The sequence below is a fragment of the Zhengella sp. genome (assembly GCF_041397485.1).
Taxonomy (GTDB): Bacteria; Pseudomonadota; Alphaproteobacteria; order Rhizobiales; family Rhizobiaceae; genus Zhengella.
The window spans coordinates 439,681-457,989 of sequence record NZ_JAWKWO010000003.1 but is presented as its reverse complement, the minus strand read 5'-3'; the positions used below and the strand labels follow the sequence as shown (position 1 = coordinate 457,989).

Below are 18,309 nucleotides of genomic sequence, written 5' to 3'. Positions count from 1 at the left end.
CCGGCGGCGCGGAACCTCCGGGAACTGCGCCGCCAATTCCACCGCGGCCGCGGCGCTCGTCCTGCCGCGCCGCCATCGAGAGTTCGCCACATGATCGAGATCCTGCAACAGATCGTCAACGGCCTGGCGATCGGGGGCGTCTACGTCCTGATCGCCCTTGGCCTGACCACCGTCTTCGGCATCCTTGGCATTGCCCATTTCGCCCATGGCTCGGTGTCGATGTTCGGTGGCTACCTGACGTTTTTCCTCGTGGCCTCGCTTGGCTTCCCCCTGCTGGTGGCCATTGTCACGGCCCTTGCCGCCGGGCTTGTCCTCGGGGTGCTGATCGAATGGCTTGCCTATCGCCCGGTCCGAAACGCCAGCCATATCAACGTCTTCATCGTGGCGCTCGGCCTGACGATGATGGTCGAGGGGCTCAATCTCGAATTCTTTGGGCACGAACAGATCGTGATCCCGACGAATTTGTCGCGCGTCTTTGACATTGGCGGTGTCACCATTCCCGAACTCCGGCTCTACGTCATTCTGGCGGCGGCCCTGCTGATCGCGGCCATGACGCTGTTTGTCGAAAAGACCAAGACGGGCCAGGCCATTCGTGCCGTGGCAGAGAACCGCGACGCGGCCATCCTCATGGGGGTCAATGTCAAGACCATTCCGATGATCGTCTTTTCCATCTCCACTGCGCTCGGCGTTTGCGCAGGCGTGATGGTCGGCGCCCTGTTCGCCATCGCCCCGGGGATAGGCGAATGGCTGGTCGTCAAGGGTTTCGCGGTCCTGATCCTGGGCGGCCTGGGCTCGATACCCGGCGCGATCGTCGGCGGCCTGGTGCTCGGCGTGACCGAGGCGCTGGCCGCAGGCTTCATCTCGTCGGCCTACAAGGACGTGATCGCCTTTGTCGTGATGATTGCGGTGCTCTTGCTGCGCCCGCAGGGCTTGATGGGAAAATCGTGATGACCTTCCGTGCCAAATACCTCGTCTATGGCGCTGCATTGGTCGGCTTCGTGCTGTTGCCACAGCTGATCACGGTGAAATACTACCTTCACCTGAGCGTGCTGGCTCTTGTGTGGGTGATTGCCGCACAGGGGCAGAACCTCATCCAGGGCTATACCGGTTACGTTTCCATCGTGCAGGCCGGTTTCATGGGCATCGGCGCCTACAGCACGACACTGCTTGGGCCTCCATTACAGCTTGCCCGTCTGGCTGACCATCCTGCTGGCGCCCGTCATCACTGCGCTGTTTGCCCTGTTTGCCGGCTATCCGAGCCTGCGGGTCAAGGGCCACTACTTCGCCATTGTCACGCTCGCCTTCAACCTGGTCATCTTCATCGTGCTGATGAACTATGCCGATCTGACCGGAGGCGAGGCCGGCATTAGCGGCATTCCGAAGCCGGGAAGCAAGGACGGCTGGCTGAATTTCGCCAACCGCGAGGTCTACTACTATTTCGTCCTCATCATCGCCGTCATCATGACCGGACTGGCCGCGCTGATTGTCCGCTCACGGATCGGGAAGGCACTCCTGGCGATCCGCCAGAACGAGACGCTCGTCGGCGCCATCGGCATCGCGGCCTGGAAATACAAGCTCTTCGCCTTCGTGGCCGCGGCCATGTATGCCGGCCTCGCCGGTGCGCTCTATGCCCACTACCAAAGCTTCATCAATCCGGATGTTTTCGGTCTGGCCCAGTCCCTGGACGCGATCCTCGCCGTGATCATTGGCGGTTCCGGCACCATCCTCGGTCCCGTCGTCGGTGCATTCGTGGTGGTCTTCCTGCCCGAATACCTGCGCTTCGCCGACAGTTTCCGCCTGATCCTCTACGGACTTGTCCTGGTGCTTGCGACGATCTTCATGCCGCGCGGCATCGTGGGTGTCACAGACGATCTCTGGACACGTCTCACGAGGCGGACAGCCTGATGACGGAGGGAAACACATTCCTTGCCAGCGTTCAGGCCTTTGCAAACCAGCAGGTCGCACCCTCAGCAGCGCGCTGGTCGCAGGGCCACGTCCCCGACCCCGATATCTTCAAGGCCGCAGCCAGGCTGGGACTGTTCGGGATCGAGCTTCCGGTGCATGCCGGTGGCCTGGGCCTCGACTTCCGGCACAAGGCGGAGGCCTGCCGCATTCTCGCGGCAGCCGATTTCGGCTTCGCCATGGCGGTCGTCAACACCCACAATGTCGCTCTGCGCCTTTTCAGAAGCGCACCGGAACTGGCCGGCGCACACCTTGTCACTCTTCTGTCGGGAGAAACATCGGCCTGCACCGCCCTGACGGAGCCATGCGCGGGAACGGATGCGGCAGCGATGCGCACCCGCGCCGTCGAGGCGCCCGGCGGCTGGGTCCTGAACGGCGAAAAGACGTGGATCGTCAACGGGCGGCGCGCCGGTCTTGCCATTGTCTTCGCCAAATGCGGCGCGGGTGACGATCCGGGCTCGATCGGCGCTTTCCTCGTCGACCTGACGGCACAGGGCGTCGAGCGCTACCCCATCGACTCCGCCTTCGCGCAGACCGGCACCGGAACCGGCGGATTTACCCTGAAGGACGTCCACCTTCCGCGCGAAAACCTGATCCTTCCTCCGGGCACGGCCTTCCGTTCGATCCTTGCGGAGATCAACGGCGCACGCGCCTATGTGGCGGCCATGTGCTGCGGCATGCTGGAGGCGGCGATCGCTACGGTGGCTGCGCATGGACACCGCCGTGTCAGTTTCGGCAAGCCGCTGATGGAACACCAGGCATGGCGGCTCTCCCTTGCACAGGCAGGGACCGATCTGGCGGCCTCCCGGGCATTGACCGACAGGGCGATTTCAGCCGTTCCCGATGATCGGGCCGCCCAACGGATCGCCGCCGAGGCCAAGATTCATGCCGTTCAGACCTGCCAGCGGCATCTGCCCGCGCTTCTTCACGCCATGGGGGCCGAGGGCTTGCGCCTGGAGCATTGCCTGGCAAGGCACCTGGCCGCCGTGCAGAGCGCCGCATTGACCGACGGGGCCGAGGCGCCCCTGCTCGAACGGGTATCCAAGCTTTCATTTCCCTTTCCACCAGCACTTGAGGATTGATCCATGCGTGTTTTCCAGATCGAAGGTGACTGGGGCTTCGACAACCTGCGCCTTGCCGAAAGACCCGAACCAAAGGCTGGACCTGGCCAGGTGGTTGTGAAAATGCGCATGGCCTCCCTCAATGCCCGCGACCTGATCGTGCCCGAACGCGGATATGGCCGCGCCACGGGCGAATTGCCGCTGATCCCTGTTTCCGACGGTGTCGGCGAGGTCGTCGAGACCGGTGAAGGCGTGACCCGTATGGCCGTTGGCGACCGGGTATGCCCGACCTTTTTCCAGAACTGGATTTCCGGCGATCCGACGCCGGAACGGTTCGCCTCCTCGCTGGGCGGTCCGCTGGATGGGGTCATGGCCGAATACATGTGCCTGTCACAGGATGGCGTCGTGAAAGTCCCTGAATATTTGAGCGACGCCGAGGCGGCCAGCCTGCCATGCGCGGCGCTGACCGCATGGAGCGCGGTCGTGACCCATGGCAAGACCAGGGCCGGCGACAAACTGCTCGTTCAGGGCACCGGCAGCGTCGCGTTGTTCGCCCTTGCGTTTGCCAAGCTCCACGGCGCGCATGTCACCGTCATCTCGTCCAGCGACGAAAAGCTGGAAAGGGTTCGTGCCATGGGCGCCGATGAAACCATCAACTATGTCATGCACAAGGACTGGGCCCGTTCCAGCCGGGAGATCACGGCTGACAGGGGCGGCTATGACAACATCATCGAGCTCGGCGGCGCCGGAACCTTGCCGCTATCCCTGCGCGCAGTGCGTCCGGGTGGAACCCTGTCCATGATCGGCGTTCTGTCCGGCCTGACCGTCGAGGCCTCCCTCGGTCCGATCGTCGCGCGCCAGATCAGGCTTCAGGGCGTGACCGTCGGCCACCGTGACGGGTTCGACGCCATGCTCGCGGCCATGACGCAACACCAGGTGCGCCCGGTCATCGGCACGGAATTCGCCTTTGGCAACCTGAAGGAGGCGATGCGCCATCAGCGCGACGGCGACAATTTCGGCAAGACGATCATCCGGCACTGAACCCGCCATGTCCACGACGCACCCCTATCAGCCGCGCTGTCATGCGCTGAGTGATCCCGAGGCCATTGCCTTTGTCATGTGCGCGACCGGCGAGACCGTGACATTCGCGACGCTGGAAAAACGGGCCAATCAGGGCGCCCATGTGCTGCGCCGCGCCGGGATCATGCGTGGTGACCATATCGCCATCGTGATGGAAAACCGGCGTGAATTCCTGGAAGTCTGCTTTGCTGCCGACCGGTCCGGCGTGTACTACACCACGATCAGTACGCAGCTTACCGCCAGCGAGGTCGACTACATCCTGCGCGACTGCGGCGCGCGGATCCTGATCATCTCCGGCAAGATGGGTGACTTGCTGGCGAAACTGGCTCCCGGTCTTGACCCTTCCTGCAAGATCTTTGTTGTCGGCGACCCCTTGCCCGGATATCCCTCATGGGACCGCGCCCTTGCCGAAGTGCCGTCAACGCCGATCGACGACGAGGCGCAGGGGCTGGACATGCTCTATTCCTCCGGCACCACGGGACAGCCGAAGGGAATCAAGTGGCCCTTGCCGGATGACCTGCCGGGCGGGCGATCCATGCTGATCGACCTTCTGTCATCCCTCTTCCACTACAGTTCCGGCACACGTTATCTCAGCCCGGCGCCGCTCTATCACGCCGCGCCCCTGCGTCACTCCATGGTCACGATCAAGATGGGTGGCACCGTTCACGTCATGGACCGGTTCGATGCGCTCGACGCCCTGCGCCAGATCGAAACCCATCGCATCACGCACAGCCAGTGGGTGCCGACGATGTTCGTTCGCCTGCTCAAGCTGCCACCGCAAGAGCGCGCCCGTTTCGATCTGTCTTCAATGGAGATGGCCGTTCATGCCGCTGCCCCCTGCCCCGTCGATATCAAGCGCCAGATGATCGACTGGTGGGGCGACATCATTCACGAATACTATGCCGGCACGGAGAACAACGGGTTCACAGCGATCACCACCACGGAATGGCTTCGCCATCCGGGATCGGTTGGCAAAGCCAAGCTCGGAATCATCCATATCTGCGACGAAGCCGGACGCGAGTTGCCAACCGGCGAGGAAGGCGAGATCTATTTCGAGAACGGTCACCAGTTTGTCTATCACAATGACGCGGAAAAGACGGCCGCCTGCCGCAACGAACAGGGTTGGACGACGCTGGGCGATATCGGTCGGCTCGACAGGGACGGATATCTCTACCTGACCGACCGCAAGTCCTTCGTCATCATTTCCGGGGGCGTGAACATCTATCCCCAGGAGTCGGAAGACATCCTGCTGGGCCATCCTGCTGTTCTCGATGCAGCGGTTTTCGGTGTGCCCAACGAGGATTTTGGCGAAGAAGTGAAGGCCGTGGTGCAGCTCGTCCCCGGCCGGACCGGGACACCGGCGCTGGCAGCCGAACTCATTGCCGCGTGCCGGGAACGGCTGTCGGGCATCAAGTGCCCGCGCAGCATTGATTTCCGCGATTCCCTCCCCCGCTCGGCCACGGGCAAGCTCTACAAGCGGCGGCTGAAGGCGGAATACTGGCCGGTTGCAAACCCTGATGAGCAAGGCGCTACGGGATCAAGGAAACCCTGACACCGGCTCGTTGCGCATCTCTGCGCCGATGGTTGGCATCGTGGCCGGTTAGCCCGAGGCTTCCGCCTGATCTGACGTGCTCATCAATGTGGCCTTCATGCTTCTTTTCAGCTCATCCTCCCACGCCTGCAGGTTCTCCCTGATCAGGCGCGAATATTCGCTGTCATCGGCGTGCGGATCTTCACTCTCGATGAAGGCCTGCGCGGTTTCGAGCATGGTCCTGCGGTCGAAAGCCTCGAATACCCCGGCGAGTTGCTCCGCCTTTTCCCGGGAGTGCCCGAGCGCCTCGAAGGTGGATCGCGCGGCCCGGATGGAGCTGTCGTAAGTCTCCCGGATGATGTCCCGGCATCCGGCAGACCAGAGGTCGTAGACATGCCAACGATCGATGGCGCGCGCGACCAGATGCACGTTCGGGTGATGGTCGTTCATGTAGCGCGCCAATTCGGTCGCGGCCTCCTTGTTGTCGATGGCGATCACCAGAACCTTGGCACTTTCTATGCCAGCAGCGTGAAGCAGGTCGGGGCGTGTGGCATCGCCATAATAGGCACTCAGCCCGAAGCGGCGCAGCATCTTGAGCTGCTCGTTGTTGTAGTCGACCACGGTCGTTTCATAGTCGGCGGCCCGCAAGGCGCGATTGACGATGCCGCCAAAGCGCCCGTGCCCGGCGATGATGATCCCTGATCCATGCGAAATCTCGTCGGTTTCCCGGGCTTGCTGGCGCGAATAACGCGGCGCAATCAGCCGGTCATGGAGAATGAACAGCGCCGGTGTCAGCAGCATCGACAAGGCGATGACAAGAAGCATGAGGTCGGCGACGCCTGCGGGAACGACGGCATTGGCAACCGTGAAGGAGACGAGGACGAAACCGAATTCGCCCGCCTGGGCAAGGCCGAGCGCAAACAACCACTTGTCGCCACCGGCCAGTTTGAACATGCGGCCAAGGCCCAGAATCACGATGCATTTGAGCAGGATCAGGCCGAGGGTCAATCCGATGACCAGCAGCAGGTTCTCGCCAAGTAGGGCGAAATCGATGCTTGCGCCGACCGTGATGAAGAACACGCCAAGGAAGATGCCCTTGAAGGGTGCTATGTCGCTCTCCAGCTCGTGGCGGTATTCGCTGTTGGCCATGACGACGCCGGCAAGGAAGGTGCCGAGCGCCGGCGACAGGCCGACCATGGTCATCAGCAGTGCAATGCCGACAACCATCATCAGGGCTGTGCTGACAAACAGTTCGCGCAGCCGCGCCCGGGCGATGTATCGGAAGACCGGTCCTGTCAGGTAGCGCCCTACGAAGACGACGAGGCCGATCGCGGCCAGGGTGATGAGCGCCGTTTGCCAGCCGGGCAGGCCTTCCACCAGATTGAGGTTGAGCCCGGCTGCGCCATGCCCATCGCCATGCTGATCCGTGTGACCGGAGGCGGCCATCAGGTCCGGCAAGGCCAGAAGCGGGATCAGCGCCAGCATGGGAATGACCGCAATGTCCTGGAACAGCAGAACCGCGAAACTGGCCTGTCCGCCATCGCTGCGCATCAGGCCCTTTTCATTGAGCGTCTGGGTGACGATGGCCGTCGATGACAGGGCGAAGATCAAGCCGATCGCCAGCGCGATGGTCCAGGACTGTCCGAGCAGCATCGCCGCTGCCATGACGGCAACAGCAGTTATCGCGACCTGCAGCCCGCCCATCAGGAAGATTTGCGAACGCATGGCCCAAAGCACACGCGGCTGCATTTCCAGCCCGATCAGGAACAGCATCATCACCACGCCGAATTCGGTGAAGTGCTGGAGGGCAACCACATCGACACCGGCCCGGTGCAGCACCGGGCCGATGGCAATGCCTGCAATCAGGTAGCCCAGCACCGACCCGAGCCCGAAGCGCGAGGCCAGCGGAACGGCGATCATTCCGGCCAGGAACAGGGTGAATGTGATGAACATGAATTCCGCGGTCATTGGCGTCCTTTCGGCCTTGTCATCCCGGCACCGGGTGCGTTCCTGTGGTTCAGGCCGCCGTGCTCGGATCGCCGGTTGCCCAGGCGACGCCTTCGCCACGGTCCATCTTCCGTATCGCCGCCATGTCGGCGTCATCAATTTCGAACCCGTCGAGATCGATGTTCTGAAGCATGCGGGCGCGGCTGAGGCTCTTTGGCAGGACAGCATAGCCGTTCTGCACGCCCCAGCGCAGAAGAAACTGCGCTTCGCTCACCCCGTACTTCTTCGCCAAGCCGGTGAAAACGCCGCTGTCGGCTTTCATGGCGTCAGTCTTGGCGCTGGCTTGCCCCTCCTGCGTCCGCCATGTCGAAAGCGGCACAAGGCTTGAATAGGCGATCGGCGCGATTGCGTTTTCAGTCATGCAGGCAATCAAGTCCGGCTTCTGGGACCAGGGGTGGAGTTCGATCTGGTTTGCGTCGGGAGTTTGCAAACCGGCTGCGCGGATTTCTTCCAGATGGGACCGGTTGAAATTGCTGACGCCGATGGCGCGTGCCTTGCCTGCCTTTTGAAGCGCGATCAGCGCGCGCCACTGGTTGAGCCTTTCCGGGCCGCCATAGGGGGCATGGATGAGGTAGAGGTCCAGATAGTCCAGTCCCAGCTTCGCAAGGCTCGCCTCGCATTCGGCAATTGTCTGGTTGAAGGTTTTCGGCGCGTCGCCCCAGGCGCGATTGCCCGGCCAGAGCTTGGTGGTGACGAAGATGTCCTCTCGCGACAGGCCGCTCGACGCGAGGCCCGCCCGGAGGCCGTCTCCGACCGCTTCTTCGTTGCGGTAACCGGATGCCGTATCGATGTGCCGGTAGCCGCAATCGATGGCAGTCTGGACCGCTCTGGGGGCATCTTCGTTGGAGACGAGATAGGTGCCAAATCCGACGGCTGGAATTGTGACGGTCGCGTTGAGGGGAAAGGTGCTGGTCATGAGTGCCATGATCGTCTCCGGTTGCTGGGGAACAGTCATGCCACGCTAGCGGATTGATGGCGGCCGGACCTGCCGGTTCCTTCGAAAAATCTGCCAATTCCTCCGAAAGACAAAAGGAACCGATGGAATTCGCCTGCCCGGATGTTACAAAACGTCCAAGGAAGGGCGAAGCCATGGAATTCACGGAACTGACAGGACCTGCACTTGCCTATGCCGCTTGCGCCGGGGAAAGTGACGATTGCGCGCTGCCAAACCTGACGGTGCTGCGGAAATTCGAGGTCAGCGAATTTGAATCCGTGATCTACAGGCCTGTGGTCTGCCTTGTCCTGCAGGGCGCGAAGGAAACGGCCATCGGAGACCAGTCCGTGACGTTGCGAGCAGGCGATGCACTCATTGTAAGTCACGACCTTCCCGTCAGGTCGCGGATCCTTTCGGCCAGCGCGGACACCCCCTATCTGGCGCTCATCCTCTCGCTGGAACTGGGCCTTGTGCGCAGTCTTCATGAACAGATCAGCGCGACCTGCGACGGCGAAACACCCACGCGTTCGCTGGCGGCCGGGCCGGCGGAGCCCAGGCTCATCGAGGCCGTCGCCCGCTATCTTGCCCTGGCAAGCAATCGCGTGGAAGCCGAGGTACTGGGCCCTGCGATCCTTCGGGAAATCCACTTCCGCCTGCTGATGTCGCCGATTGGCGGCATGTTGCGGGCGCTCCTGTCCATTGACAGCCATGCCAGCCGTGTGGCCCGCGCGATCATGCAGATCAGGCGGAATTTCCGGCAGAACCTGTCGGTCCCGGACCTGGCGCAGTCCGCGGGCATGAGCCAGTCGTCGTTCCACGGACATTTCAAGCAGGTGACCGGCACCACCCCGCTGCAGTACCAGAAGGATTTGCGGATGATTGCCGCACGCGATTTGCTGCGCATCGGTGGCCATAGCGTGGCATCGGCCAGTTTCGAGGTAGGCTACGAAAGCCCGACCCATTTCAGCCGGGACTACCAGCGCAAATTCGGCATGGCGCCCAGCAAGGAAAGTCTTTCGATTTCCGGGCACGCATGAAAGCGAGCCCGCATGCCTCGCAAACGCCTTTCGAACCCTATGCCAAAATGGCTCGTCACAACGTGCCAAGAACCGCCAAGCTCAAGCGCCTGTCTCCAGCTTCTGTGTGCACGGATTGCACAAGCGCTGTTTAATTTAATAATATTAAATCAATAGTATGACCAATCAAACATGGGTGCGATGGCGAAGCGGTTGGCCAATGGGTGCGCAGGTCGTTTATTTTGGCCGCCATGCCACGACACCGCTCCATCTGCAAATCCTGCCGATGCGGCACCGGGTCATTTTGGTGGTGGCTCATTGACACGTATCATGGCGCGCGCGCCCGGTTCCCGTTGAAATCCGCTTGCCCAGCCACGGCCAAGGAGAGGCTTTGCCATGACCACAACAAACCCGGTTCACGTGCTTCCGCTTGCCGAAGTCCGCCGCGCCGATGTTCCGCGCGTCGGCGGCAAGAATGCCTCACTGGGGGAAATGATCGGCGTGCTGGCCGCCCGCGGCATTGCCGTTCCCGCCGGTTTCGCGACCACGGCCGATGCCTTCCGCCATTTCCTGTCGGCCAATGGCCTGAACGAAACGGTCGCGGAAGCCTGCCGTGACTACGAAAGCGGCGCCGTCGCCCTTGCCGAGACCGGCGCGCGGATTCGCGCCGCCATCCTGTCGGGCGCATGGCCCGACGATCTGGCCGCCGCCATCCTGCAAGCCTATGACGGCCTGTGTGCCGCACGTGGCGGAACACAGGTATCGGTGGCAGTCCGCTCCAGCGCGACGGCAGAGGACCTGCCGGATGCCAGCTTTGCCGGCCAGCAGGAGACCTATCTCAACATTTCAGGCCAGGAAGCACTCCTGGACGCCTGCAAGCGTTGCTATGCATCGCTGTTCACGGATCGTGCCATCAGCTACCGCCAGGCCAAGGGGTTCGACCAGCTCGCAGTGGCACTGTCGATCGGCGTCCAGCTCATGGTCCGATCCGACCGCGGCGGGTCCGGCGTCATGTTCTCCATCGACACCGAGACGGGTTTCGACAAGGTCGTCGTGATCAACGCCGCCTGGGGCCTTGGCGAAAACGTCGTCCAGGGCGCGGTGGACCCGGATGAATATGTCGTCTTCAAGCCATTGCTCGACCGCCCGTCGCTTGTCCCGGTCGTTGAGAAGAAGTGCGGCGCCAAGTCGATCAAGATGATCTACGGCAAGGGCACCGAGCCAACGCGCAACGTGCCGACCTCCAAGGTCGAGCGTGCGGCATTCGTGCTGGACGACAGGCAGATCCTCACGCTGGCCCGCTGGGCCGTCACCATCGAGACGCATTACGGCTGCCCGATGGACATGGAATGGGCGCTGGACGGCGAGACCGGGGAGCTTTTCATCGTCCAGGCAAGACCGGAGACCGTGCAGGCGGCGCGCGAACATGGCACGATCAAGGCGCATACCATCGCCAGCCATGGCGCCACCCTTACGAAAGGCCTGAGCATCGGCGACTCCGTGGTTGCCGGACCGGTCTGCCTGATCGAAAGCGCCGCCGACATCGCCGATTTCGTCGATGGCTCGATTCTCGTCACCGGCATCACCGATCCCGACTGGGTGCCGGTCATGAAACGGGCCGCCGGTATCATCACCGACCATGGCGGGCGCACGTCGCATGCCGCCATCGTCAGCCGCGAGCTTGGCCTGCCCGCCATCGTGGGCACCGGCAATGCAACCGCCATTCTCCATTCCGGACAGGATGTGACGATTTCCTGCGCCGAGGGCGACGAGGGCTTCGTCTACGAGGGAACCGCGGACTATTCGGAAGCGACCCTGCAACTGGAAGACATCCCGAAAACCCGCACCCGGGTCATGCTCAACATGGCAAATCCGGCAGCCGCCTTCCGCTGGAACCAGTTGCCCGCCGGCGGCGTCGGCCTTGCGCGCATGGAATTCGTGATCTCGAACCATATCCGCGTGCACCCCATGGCGCTGCTGCGGTTCGACGCGCTGGAAAGCGGGGCGGACAAGGCCGAGATCGCCGCACTGACCGAAGGATATGAGGACAAGGCGGAATTTTTCGTCGAGCGGCTTGCCCGGGGTCTTTCACGCATCGCGGCAACCGTTTACCCGGACCCGGTTATCGTGCGTATGAGCGACTTCAAGACCAACGAATATGCGGGCCTGCTGGGCGGGCGCCAGTTCGAGCCGGTCGAGGAAAACCCCATGATCGGTTTCCGTGGCGCTTCGCGCTACTATTCCGCGCAGTATCGCGACGGCTTCGCGCTTGAATGCCAGGCAATCCGGCGGCTGCGTGAGGACATGGGTTTTGACAATGTCATTGTCATGATACCCTTCTGCCGCTCGACCGCCGAGGCCGACCGGGTGCTGGACGTGATGGCCGAAAACGGGCTCAGGCGCGGGGAAAACGGCCTGAAGATCTACGTGATGTGCGAAATCCCGGCCAATGTGGTGCTCGCCGGGGCTTTTGCCCGCCGCTTCGACGGTTTTTCGATCGGTTCGAACGATCTCACCCAGCTCACCCTTGGCGTTGACCGCGATTCCGAATTGCTGTCGGACCTGTTTGACGAGCAGGACGAGGCGGTCAAATGGATGATTTCCAATGTCATTCGTGAGGCCCATGCCGCCGGTGCCAAGGTCGGACTGTGCGGTCAGGCCCCAAGCGACCACCCGCAATTCGCCCGTTTTCTGGTGGAATGCGGCATCGATTCCATTTCCGTGACGCCCGACAGCTTCATCCGCGTCAAGGAACAGGTTGCGGCCGCCGAAGAGGCAGGCTGACGCCGACGCCGGCGAACGTCGGCTGCGCAACCGGGCCGCCACCACGGGATGTGCCCCTCATCCCGGGCAGCGGCCCGGCGCCGGGGGCTTCCTATTGGCCTTTTCGGCCAGCCATGACGCCGATCGTCTCCAGCGCAATGGAAAGGTCCGTTTTCAGCCATGTCCACAGTGAATCGATGCGCAGCGCATAGGCATGGTCCCAGCCCACCTTGGATCGGACGTCCTCGATGCTTTCGTCATAGCCCTGGCGCACCTGCGCAAGCCCGGTCACGCCGGGAAGGATGCCGTAGGTCCGCTCCACATAGAGCGGAATACTGGTCTCCAGCCGGCCGAAGAACACCGGCCTTTCCGGCCTCGGCCCGATCAGCGACATGTCGCCACGCAACACGTTGATCGCTTGCGGCAACTCATCCAGCCGCGTGCGGCGCAGGAAGCGGCCGACTCGTGTGACGCGCGGATCGCCCTTCGAGGCCCAGGCCGCGCCGTGGCGTTCGGCATCCTGGCGCATGGTGCGGAACTTGATGAGTTCGAAAAGGTCGGTGCGGTCCGGCAAGGCCCGCCCCACGCGCAACTGGCGATAGAAGACCGGCCCCGGGCTTTCCAGCCGGATGGCAATCGCCACCGGCACATAGGCGATGACCAGAAGCAGCAGCAGCACCATGCCTCCGGCAAGGTCGAAGGCGCGTTTGGCCATGCGCACCGATGCCGGTAGTGTGTGCTCCTCCCCCCACTTTTTTTTCGTCCACTGCCCGCGAATGTCGAACTGGCCCAGCATCCACAACAGGGCGCCGAAACCATTTGCCGCATAGCCGGCCAGCAGGGTCGCCGCCAGCGTCTGCAGCCGCGAGCGGCTGTGGTCGGCCACAGCCAGCCCGGACAGGGCAAAGAGGAGGCCGAGCCAGGCCAGGGCGGCGGGCGCGATCCATGCGGCCGAACGCAAGGCCAGCAGCGTCACGCTGGCAAGGGCAGCCAGCAGAAGGAAAGGCATCACCGCCCGCAGCCCCTTGCCGGACAGGAACGCATAGGCCAGGCCGGGGCGGCGCGGATCGGCCAGGCGCATCAGGCGTATGGCCTGTTGCAGGTTGCCGGCGCCGATACGCACCCGCCGCGCGAATTCCTGCCCCGGACGAGTCCGCTCGCGCTCCGAAATGGCGATGCCGGCATCGAGCACACCGCGATAGCCCCGGGCAACGATCTCCATGGGCAGGATGAAATCGTCATTGATCGTTCCCTCCGGCAGCGGCTTGAAGGCCTCGCGCCGGAAGACATGAAAGGCCCCGGAAAAGCCGAGTGGCGAGCCAAGCGCGGCCTCACCGAGACGAAGGCGGTTCTGGAAGGCCCAGTAGCGTCTTTCGCCCGGCGTGCCGTTTTCCGCGCAATCGTAAAGGCCGCCCGCCACGCCGACCCGTTCGTCCGAGAATGCCGCCGCCATGCGCCTGAGCGTATCGGCGGGCAGGCTGGCGGATGCATCCGTCAGCGCCACGACCGGCGTATCGGCGGCTGCGACGGCGTCGTTGATGACAGCGATCTTGCCCCGGTTGACCGGATGGGCATGCACCCGGGCATCGATGCCTTTGGCAAGCAACACGCCAAGTCTCTCGCCAGCAATGGCAGGCGTCCCGTCCGTGGAGCCGTCGCAGTGGATGCGCACATGCAGACGGTCTGCCGGATAGTCCAGCCCCGCGAGGTTCTCCAGCTTCGCTGCGATGGTCCGAGCCTCCTGGTAGGCCGCGACGATGACCGTGACATGAGGCAGTTCGCGGACTTCACTGCATTGCACCGGCGCGCGGCGGGACAGCGCCAGCAGGCTGAGCGGATAGGTGACGTGATGGTGGAGCGCTGCAAGGGCGCTTGTCCAGAACAGGGTTTCAAGCATGAAGGGTCTCCAGCGAGAGATAGGCTTCCCTGGTCTTGCCCAGGGACAGGTTGGTCTGGATGAAGAAACGCGGATTGCCGCGCAGCGGTTGATCGAGCGCTTTCGCAAGCGCATCCGCCAGTCTTTCCGGATGGCCGTCCTCGATCCGCATGGCAGTGCCCGAAGCCGGGCAAAGCCCGTCGCGAACGCCGCCGACGTCGCTGGCGATCACCGGCACGCCACAGGCCTGGGCCTCCAGGATCGACAGCGGCATGCCTTCGAAACGTGAGGGCAGGCAGTAGAGGTCGAGTGCAGGATAGATGTCGGCGGCCTGGTCCGTGCGTCCGGGCAGCAGCACGCGCCCTTCCAGCCCGAGCGCCGCTATGCGCGCATTCAGGGTATCGCGCTGACTGCCTTCGCCCCAGATCGCAACCAGCACATCCGGCGGCAGGAATCGTGCCGCCTCCACTAGCCGGTCGAACCCCTTGACATGCTCCAGCCGGCCGACGGCGCCGATGATGCGCTTGCCGGCGGGAAGGCCGAGCCGCCGGCGCGCCGCTTCCCGGATATCCGGACGGAAGACAGTGCAATCCACCCCGTTGGGGATCACGCGGAACGGAAGCCCCGTGCGCTCTGCCGCCGCCTTCGCGACGACGCCCGAAACCGCCACGCGGTCCGGGCGCCATGCCCGCAATGCCAGGGCTGTCATCCGTCTGCGCCGCCGGTCACCCAGATGCCAGGCGTCATGCTCGACATGCGAATAGGACCGGATTCCGGCCAGCCGCGCCGCGGCACCGCCATAGAGCAGCGGCCCGGCATGGTGCGTCACGACGCTGGTGGCGCCCAGCGCCCGAAGACGGCGCGCCATGCGCTGCACCAGCAGCGGGCGCAGGCCAGGCGCCTTGTCAAAGGCCGTCAGGCGATCGGCGGACTTGGTCACCTTCGGCCATGCACTGCAAAGCGAAGCGACCGTTCCTTCCAGGCTGAAGATATGGATTCCGGGTGTCTCGGCCAGCGCGAGCACCAATTGCTCGATACCGCCGGGCGCCAGCCTCTGTACGATGTGAACTTGCATCAATGTGCATACCCTTGCGTGTGAACCATGAAGGCCTGTTTGCAAGAGGCGTGCCGGTGCACAGGGCGGCAGAAACGGGCCTTTTTGACGCAAAACGCGAAATCCCTCACCCATACGCGGTCGCAGATTGCAAAATACCTGCCCCATTTGCGCGGCCGCGCCCACTCCCGCAAGGGTTGTCGAGATGGCACGCCTCTTGCTCGGCTCTGGCGGGGGAAACAAGGAGCACTGCCATGACCAAGACCATCACAATGAGCGGAGACCTGGATGCAGCCAGGATAACGGTCCTCCGGCCTGAGATTGACGCCATTGCCGCCGGCGACAGCGATGTGACGATCGACATGAGCCAATGCCGGTTCATCGATTCGTCCGGCGTCGGCGCCATTGTCTTTCTGCACAAGCGCATGCGTTCACGCGGCTACCGCGTCCGGCTTTCGAATCTTCATGGCCAGCCGCTCAAGCTGCTGCGCCATCTGGGCATTGCCGGCCTGCTTTCGGCTGACGACCGGAGCGCAGCGTAAAGGCCATGCGCGCTGTTCTCCCTCTCACGCTGGCTATCCTGTCATCCGGACTGACCGCCTGTGTCCATCCGTGGCCGCCGGCGGCGCGTGGCGGTCTTGCCGGCGGGCCGGCGCCGACACCGGAAATGGCAGGCGTCGCCACCGCACTCGACCGTGCGGCGGTGACGGGCGCCTTGCACCCGGCAGAGGCGTTTTCCGCCCGCCAGCGCCTCGACCTTGCCGGCCGTGAATACCGCGCCGGGCTTGCAGCCGATGCCGAAGCGGGCCTGCTCGATGTTTCCGTGAAACTTGGCGGCAGCGATATCGCCACCGCCGCAGGGCGCAAGACCTGCCTGAAGGCGCCATGTACCTGACCGGAGCCCCACGATGACAATCCCGCCGATCATCCGCCTGTTGCTCACGCTTGCCGTTCTGGCTGTGGTTTCGCCTGCCGCGCGGGCAGATGACAACGACCCGATCCGCATTGGTGACACGCTGGCCTTGCTGCTGCCCGGCGAGGCAACGCTGACCGGCGACTTTGCCGTCGACCGCAAGGGCGCCATCACGCTACCGGAAATAGGTCCGGTCGCTGTCGCCGGGTTGCCGCTGGAAGAGGCGGCCACGCTGGTGCGCCGGAAGCTGTCCCTCGCCTTTCGCGATATTGCGCGGCTGACGATGCGGCTGAAGGAGCGCAAGCTCTTCGTTGCCGTGGCCGGTCAGGTGGAAAAGCCCGGCACGCAGGAATTGCCGGGCGATGCCACGGTCGAAGTGGCGATTGCGGAGGCCGGCGGCATCAAGGCCGGGGCGCAGCTCGACAAGCTGAAACTCATTCGCGGCGACAGGGAAATCGTCTTCAATTACAAGCAATACCTGGATACGGGCGATCTGGACATCCTGCCGGCGCTTCAGCCCCTCGATATCGTTTTCGTTCCGATTTCCCCCCTCACCGGCAATGTGCAGATCGATTTCGACGCCGAAACGCTTTCGCGCGCAGGCGACGGCGCCGACGCCGGCGGTTCGGTGCGCATCTTCGGTGAGGTCCAGAAGCCGGCCCAGTTTGCCTTCAAGGACAACATGTCGCTGGTCGATCTGATCATGCGCGCCGGTGGCGTGACCCGCTATGCAGCCGTGGAGCAGATTCGCGTCATCACCGACAAGGGTCCCGTGCTGTTCAACCTGCAAGCCTATCTCGACAGCGGCGATGCCTCGCTGATGCCGGCCCTCGAACCCGGCGCCACGGTGTTCGTGCCGATCCTGGCCGACCAGATCAAACGCGGCAAGCACACCGTCTACATCATGGGCGAAGTGGCCAAGCCCGGCGCGTTCGAGGCCCAGAAGGGAACGACCTTCATCGATATCCTCGCCAACGCCGGCGGCCCCACCCGTTTCGCCGAGACCCGTCAGATCCGCGTCATCCGCGCTGGCGGCAATGTCGAGATGTTCGACCTGGTCGCCTTCACCGAAGGCAAGATAGCCGAAATCCCCCTCGTCCAGCCCGGAGACGCCATTCTCGTGCCGGAGAAGACCGAAACGCAGGAGCCTTCCTGGACCCGGCTGCCGCCGACCCGTTCGGTTCAGGTCATGGGCGCTGTCACCAAGCCGGGCCGTTATGAATGGGCGGACGAGATGAGCCTGTTCGACCTCATCGGCCATGCCGGCGGCCCCACGGCGAAAGGCGACCTCGCCGCCATCCAGATCGTCAAGCGCGCCAATGGCAAGGCGGAAACGGAGATTTTCAACATGAAGGCCTATCTGGACAATGGCGGCAGCGAGGCAGCCGTCCCGCTGATCCGTGCCGGCTATGTGGTCGTCGTGCCGGAACTCCCCGTCGATCCCAATGACAACAAGTCGCTTTGGGTGCGACAGGATGCCGACCGCTCCATCTATGTCATGGGAGCGGTCGGATCGCCGGGACGCTATGCGTTCGATCCTTCCTTCGGCTTTCTGGACATCCTGTCCGCAGCCGACGGGCCGACCGAAAACGCAGACCTGCGGCGCATCCGCGTCTCGCTGCGCGGCCAGGGCGATGCCGATCCGATCCGCGTCGACCTGCTGCGCTACATGGAAACCGGTGACGAGCGGGTTCTGCCGCACCTGCAACCGGGCGACATGATCTATGTGCCCGGCCATGACCGGACATGGACCGAGATCGAGACGGCGGAAACGGTGCGCGTTCTGGGCGCGGTGGCCAAGCCCGGCCGCTACACGTTCACCGCCCGGATGAACATACTCGACTTGCTGGCCCAGGCCGGCGGCCCCACCGACAGCGCCCTGCAGGACAGGATCGTGGTGGTCAACATGGGCAAGGAAAACAAGGCCTTTCATTTCGATCTTGAAGCTTTCAGCCGGACCGCAGACACCACGCGCTTGCCCGTGGTTCGCCCTGGTGACACGGTCTATGTGCCAGACAAGACACAGAGCCACTGGGCCCGGGTGATGAGCACGGTCAAGGATGCCGCGCAAATCGTCGCGCTCGTGGCCGCTGTCGCTGCCCTGTGAGGTTG

At 63.6% G+C, this 18,309-nt stretch carries 14 protein-coding genes; 10 read left to right on the top strand and 4 right to left on the bottom strand.

Annotation, left to right across the window (positions count from 1 at the left end; all coding sequences use genetic code 11):
* Positions 1-90: 90 nt before the first annotated feature.
* The 5 genes from R3D65_RS11780 to R3D65_RS11760 all read left to right on the top strand — a co-directional run bounded on the left by R3D65_RS11780 (position 91) and on the right by R3D65_RS11760 (position 5,655).
* On the top strand, positions 91-948 hold the full coding sequence (locus R3D65_RS11780; protein ID WP_371275411.1) for a branched-chain amino acid ABC transporter permease: 858 nt from the start codon (positions 91-93) through the stop codon (positions 946-948).
* A gap of 219 nt (positions 949-1,167) precedes the next feature.
* On the top strand, positions 1,168-1,905 hold the full coding sequence (locus tag R3D65_RS11775; RefSeq protein WP_371275410.1) for a branched-chain amino acid ABC transporter permease: 738 nt from the start codon (positions 1,168-1,170) through the stop codon (positions 1,903-1,905).
* Positions 1,905-3,044 carry an acyl-CoA dehydrogenase family protein gene (locus R3D65_RS11770; RefSeq protein ID WP_371275409.1) on the top strand — a complete coding sequence of 380 codons (1,140 nt, stop codon included), beginning with the start codon at positions 1,905-1,907 and terminating at the stop codon, positions 3,042-3,044. Before R3D65_RS11775 ends, R3D65_RS11770 begins: the two co-directional genes overlap by 1 nt.
* Before the next feature lie 3 nt (positions 3,045-3,047).
* Positions 3,048-4,064: an NAD(P)-dependent alcohol dehydrogenase gene (locus tag R3D65_RS11765; RefSeq protein ID WP_371275408.1), complete on the top strand. Its 1,017-nt coding sequence runs from the start codon at positions 3,048-3,050 to the stop codon at positions 4,062-4,064.
* Between the two features lie 7 nt (positions 4,065-4,071).
* On the top strand, positions 4,072-5,655 hold the full coding sequence (locus R3D65_RS11760; RefSeq protein WP_371275407.1) for an acyl-CoA synthetase: 1,584 nt from the start codon (positions 4,072-4,074) through the stop codon (positions 5,653-5,655).
* 48 nt (positions 5,656-5,703) lie between these two features.
* Here the strand turns inward: R3D65_RS11760 and R3D65_RS11755 are convergent, their stop codons facing one another.
* Both R3D65_RS11755 and R3D65_RS11750 read right to left on the bottom strand, forming a co-directional pair.
* Positions 5,704-7,602, bottom strand: a complete 1,899-nt coding sequence (locus R3D65_RS11755) for a monovalent cation:proton antiporter-2 (CPA2) family protein (RefSeq protein WP_371275406.1) — start codon at positions 7,600-7,602, stop codon at positions 5,704-5,706.
* Positions 7,603-7,651: 49 nt separating this feature from the next.
* A complete protein-coding gene (locus R3D65_RS11750) occupies positions 7,652-8,566 on the bottom strand; it encodes an aldo/keto reductase (protein WP_371275405.1) in 915 nt (304 codons plus the stop codon).
* Between the two features lie 164 nt (positions 8,567-8,730).
* On the opposite strand from R3D65_RS11750, the gene R3D65_RS11745 reads away from it, so the two are divergent.
* Positions 8,731-9,612: an AraC family transcriptional regulator N-terminal domain-containing protein gene (locus R3D65_RS11745; protein ID WP_371275404.1), complete on the top strand. Its 882-nt coding sequence runs from the start codon at positions 8,731-8,733 to the stop codon at positions 9,610-9,612.
* 375 nt (positions 9,613-9,987) lie between these two features.
* Entirely contained in the window at positions 9,988-12,375 is a 2,388-nt protein-coding gene (ppsA, locus tag R3D65_RS11740) for a phosphoenolpyruvate synthase (RefSeq protein ID WP_371275403.1), read from the top strand.
* A 91-nt stretch (positions 12,376-12,466) separates the two neighbouring features.
* On the opposite strand, the gene R3D65_RS11735 is transcribed toward ppsA, so the two are convergent.
* A complete protein-coding gene (locus R3D65_RS11735; protein ID WP_371275402.1) occupies positions 12,467-14,251 on the bottom strand; it encodes a sugar transferase in 1,785 nt (594 codons plus the stop codon).
* Positions 14,244-15,305 carry a glycosyltransferase gene (locus R3D65_RS11730; protein ID WP_371275401.1) on the bottom strand — a complete coding sequence of 354 codons (1,062 nt, stop codon included), beginning with the start codon at positions 15,303-15,305 and terminating at the stop codon, positions 14,244-14,246. The genes R3D65_RS11735 and R3D65_RS11730 overlap by 8 nt, the downstream gene beginning before the upstream one ends.
* 233 nt (positions 15,306-15,538) lie before the next feature.
* Between R3D65_RS11730 and R3D65_RS11725 the strand changes: the two genes are divergently transcribed.
* Genes R3D65_RS11725 through R3D65_RS11715 form a run of 3 tightly spaced genes read left to right on the top strand, consistent with a single transcriptional unit; the run spans position 15,539 to position 18,304 of the window.
* Positions 15,539-15,826 (top strand): STAS domain-containing protein, encoded by a 288-nt coding sequence (locus R3D65_RS11725; protein WP_371275400.1) that lies wholly within the window; start codon positions 15,539-15,541, stop codon positions 15,824-15,826.
* 5 nt (positions 15,827-15,831) lie between these two features.
* Complete coding sequence (locus R3D65_RS11720; protein ID WP_371275399.1) at positions 15,832-16,179, top strand: hypothetical protein; 348 nt, start codon at positions 15,832-15,834, stop codon at positions 16,177-16,179.
* Between the two features lie 13 nt (positions 16,180-16,192).
* The gene (locus R3D65_RS11715; protein WP_371275398.1) at positions 16,193-18,304 is read left to right on the top strand and encodes an SLBB domain-containing protein; all 2,112 of its coding nucleotides are present in this window, start codon (positions 16,193-16,195) and stop codon (positions 18,302-18,304) included.
* The last annotated feature ends 5 nt before the right edge of the window (positions 18,305-18,309 follow it).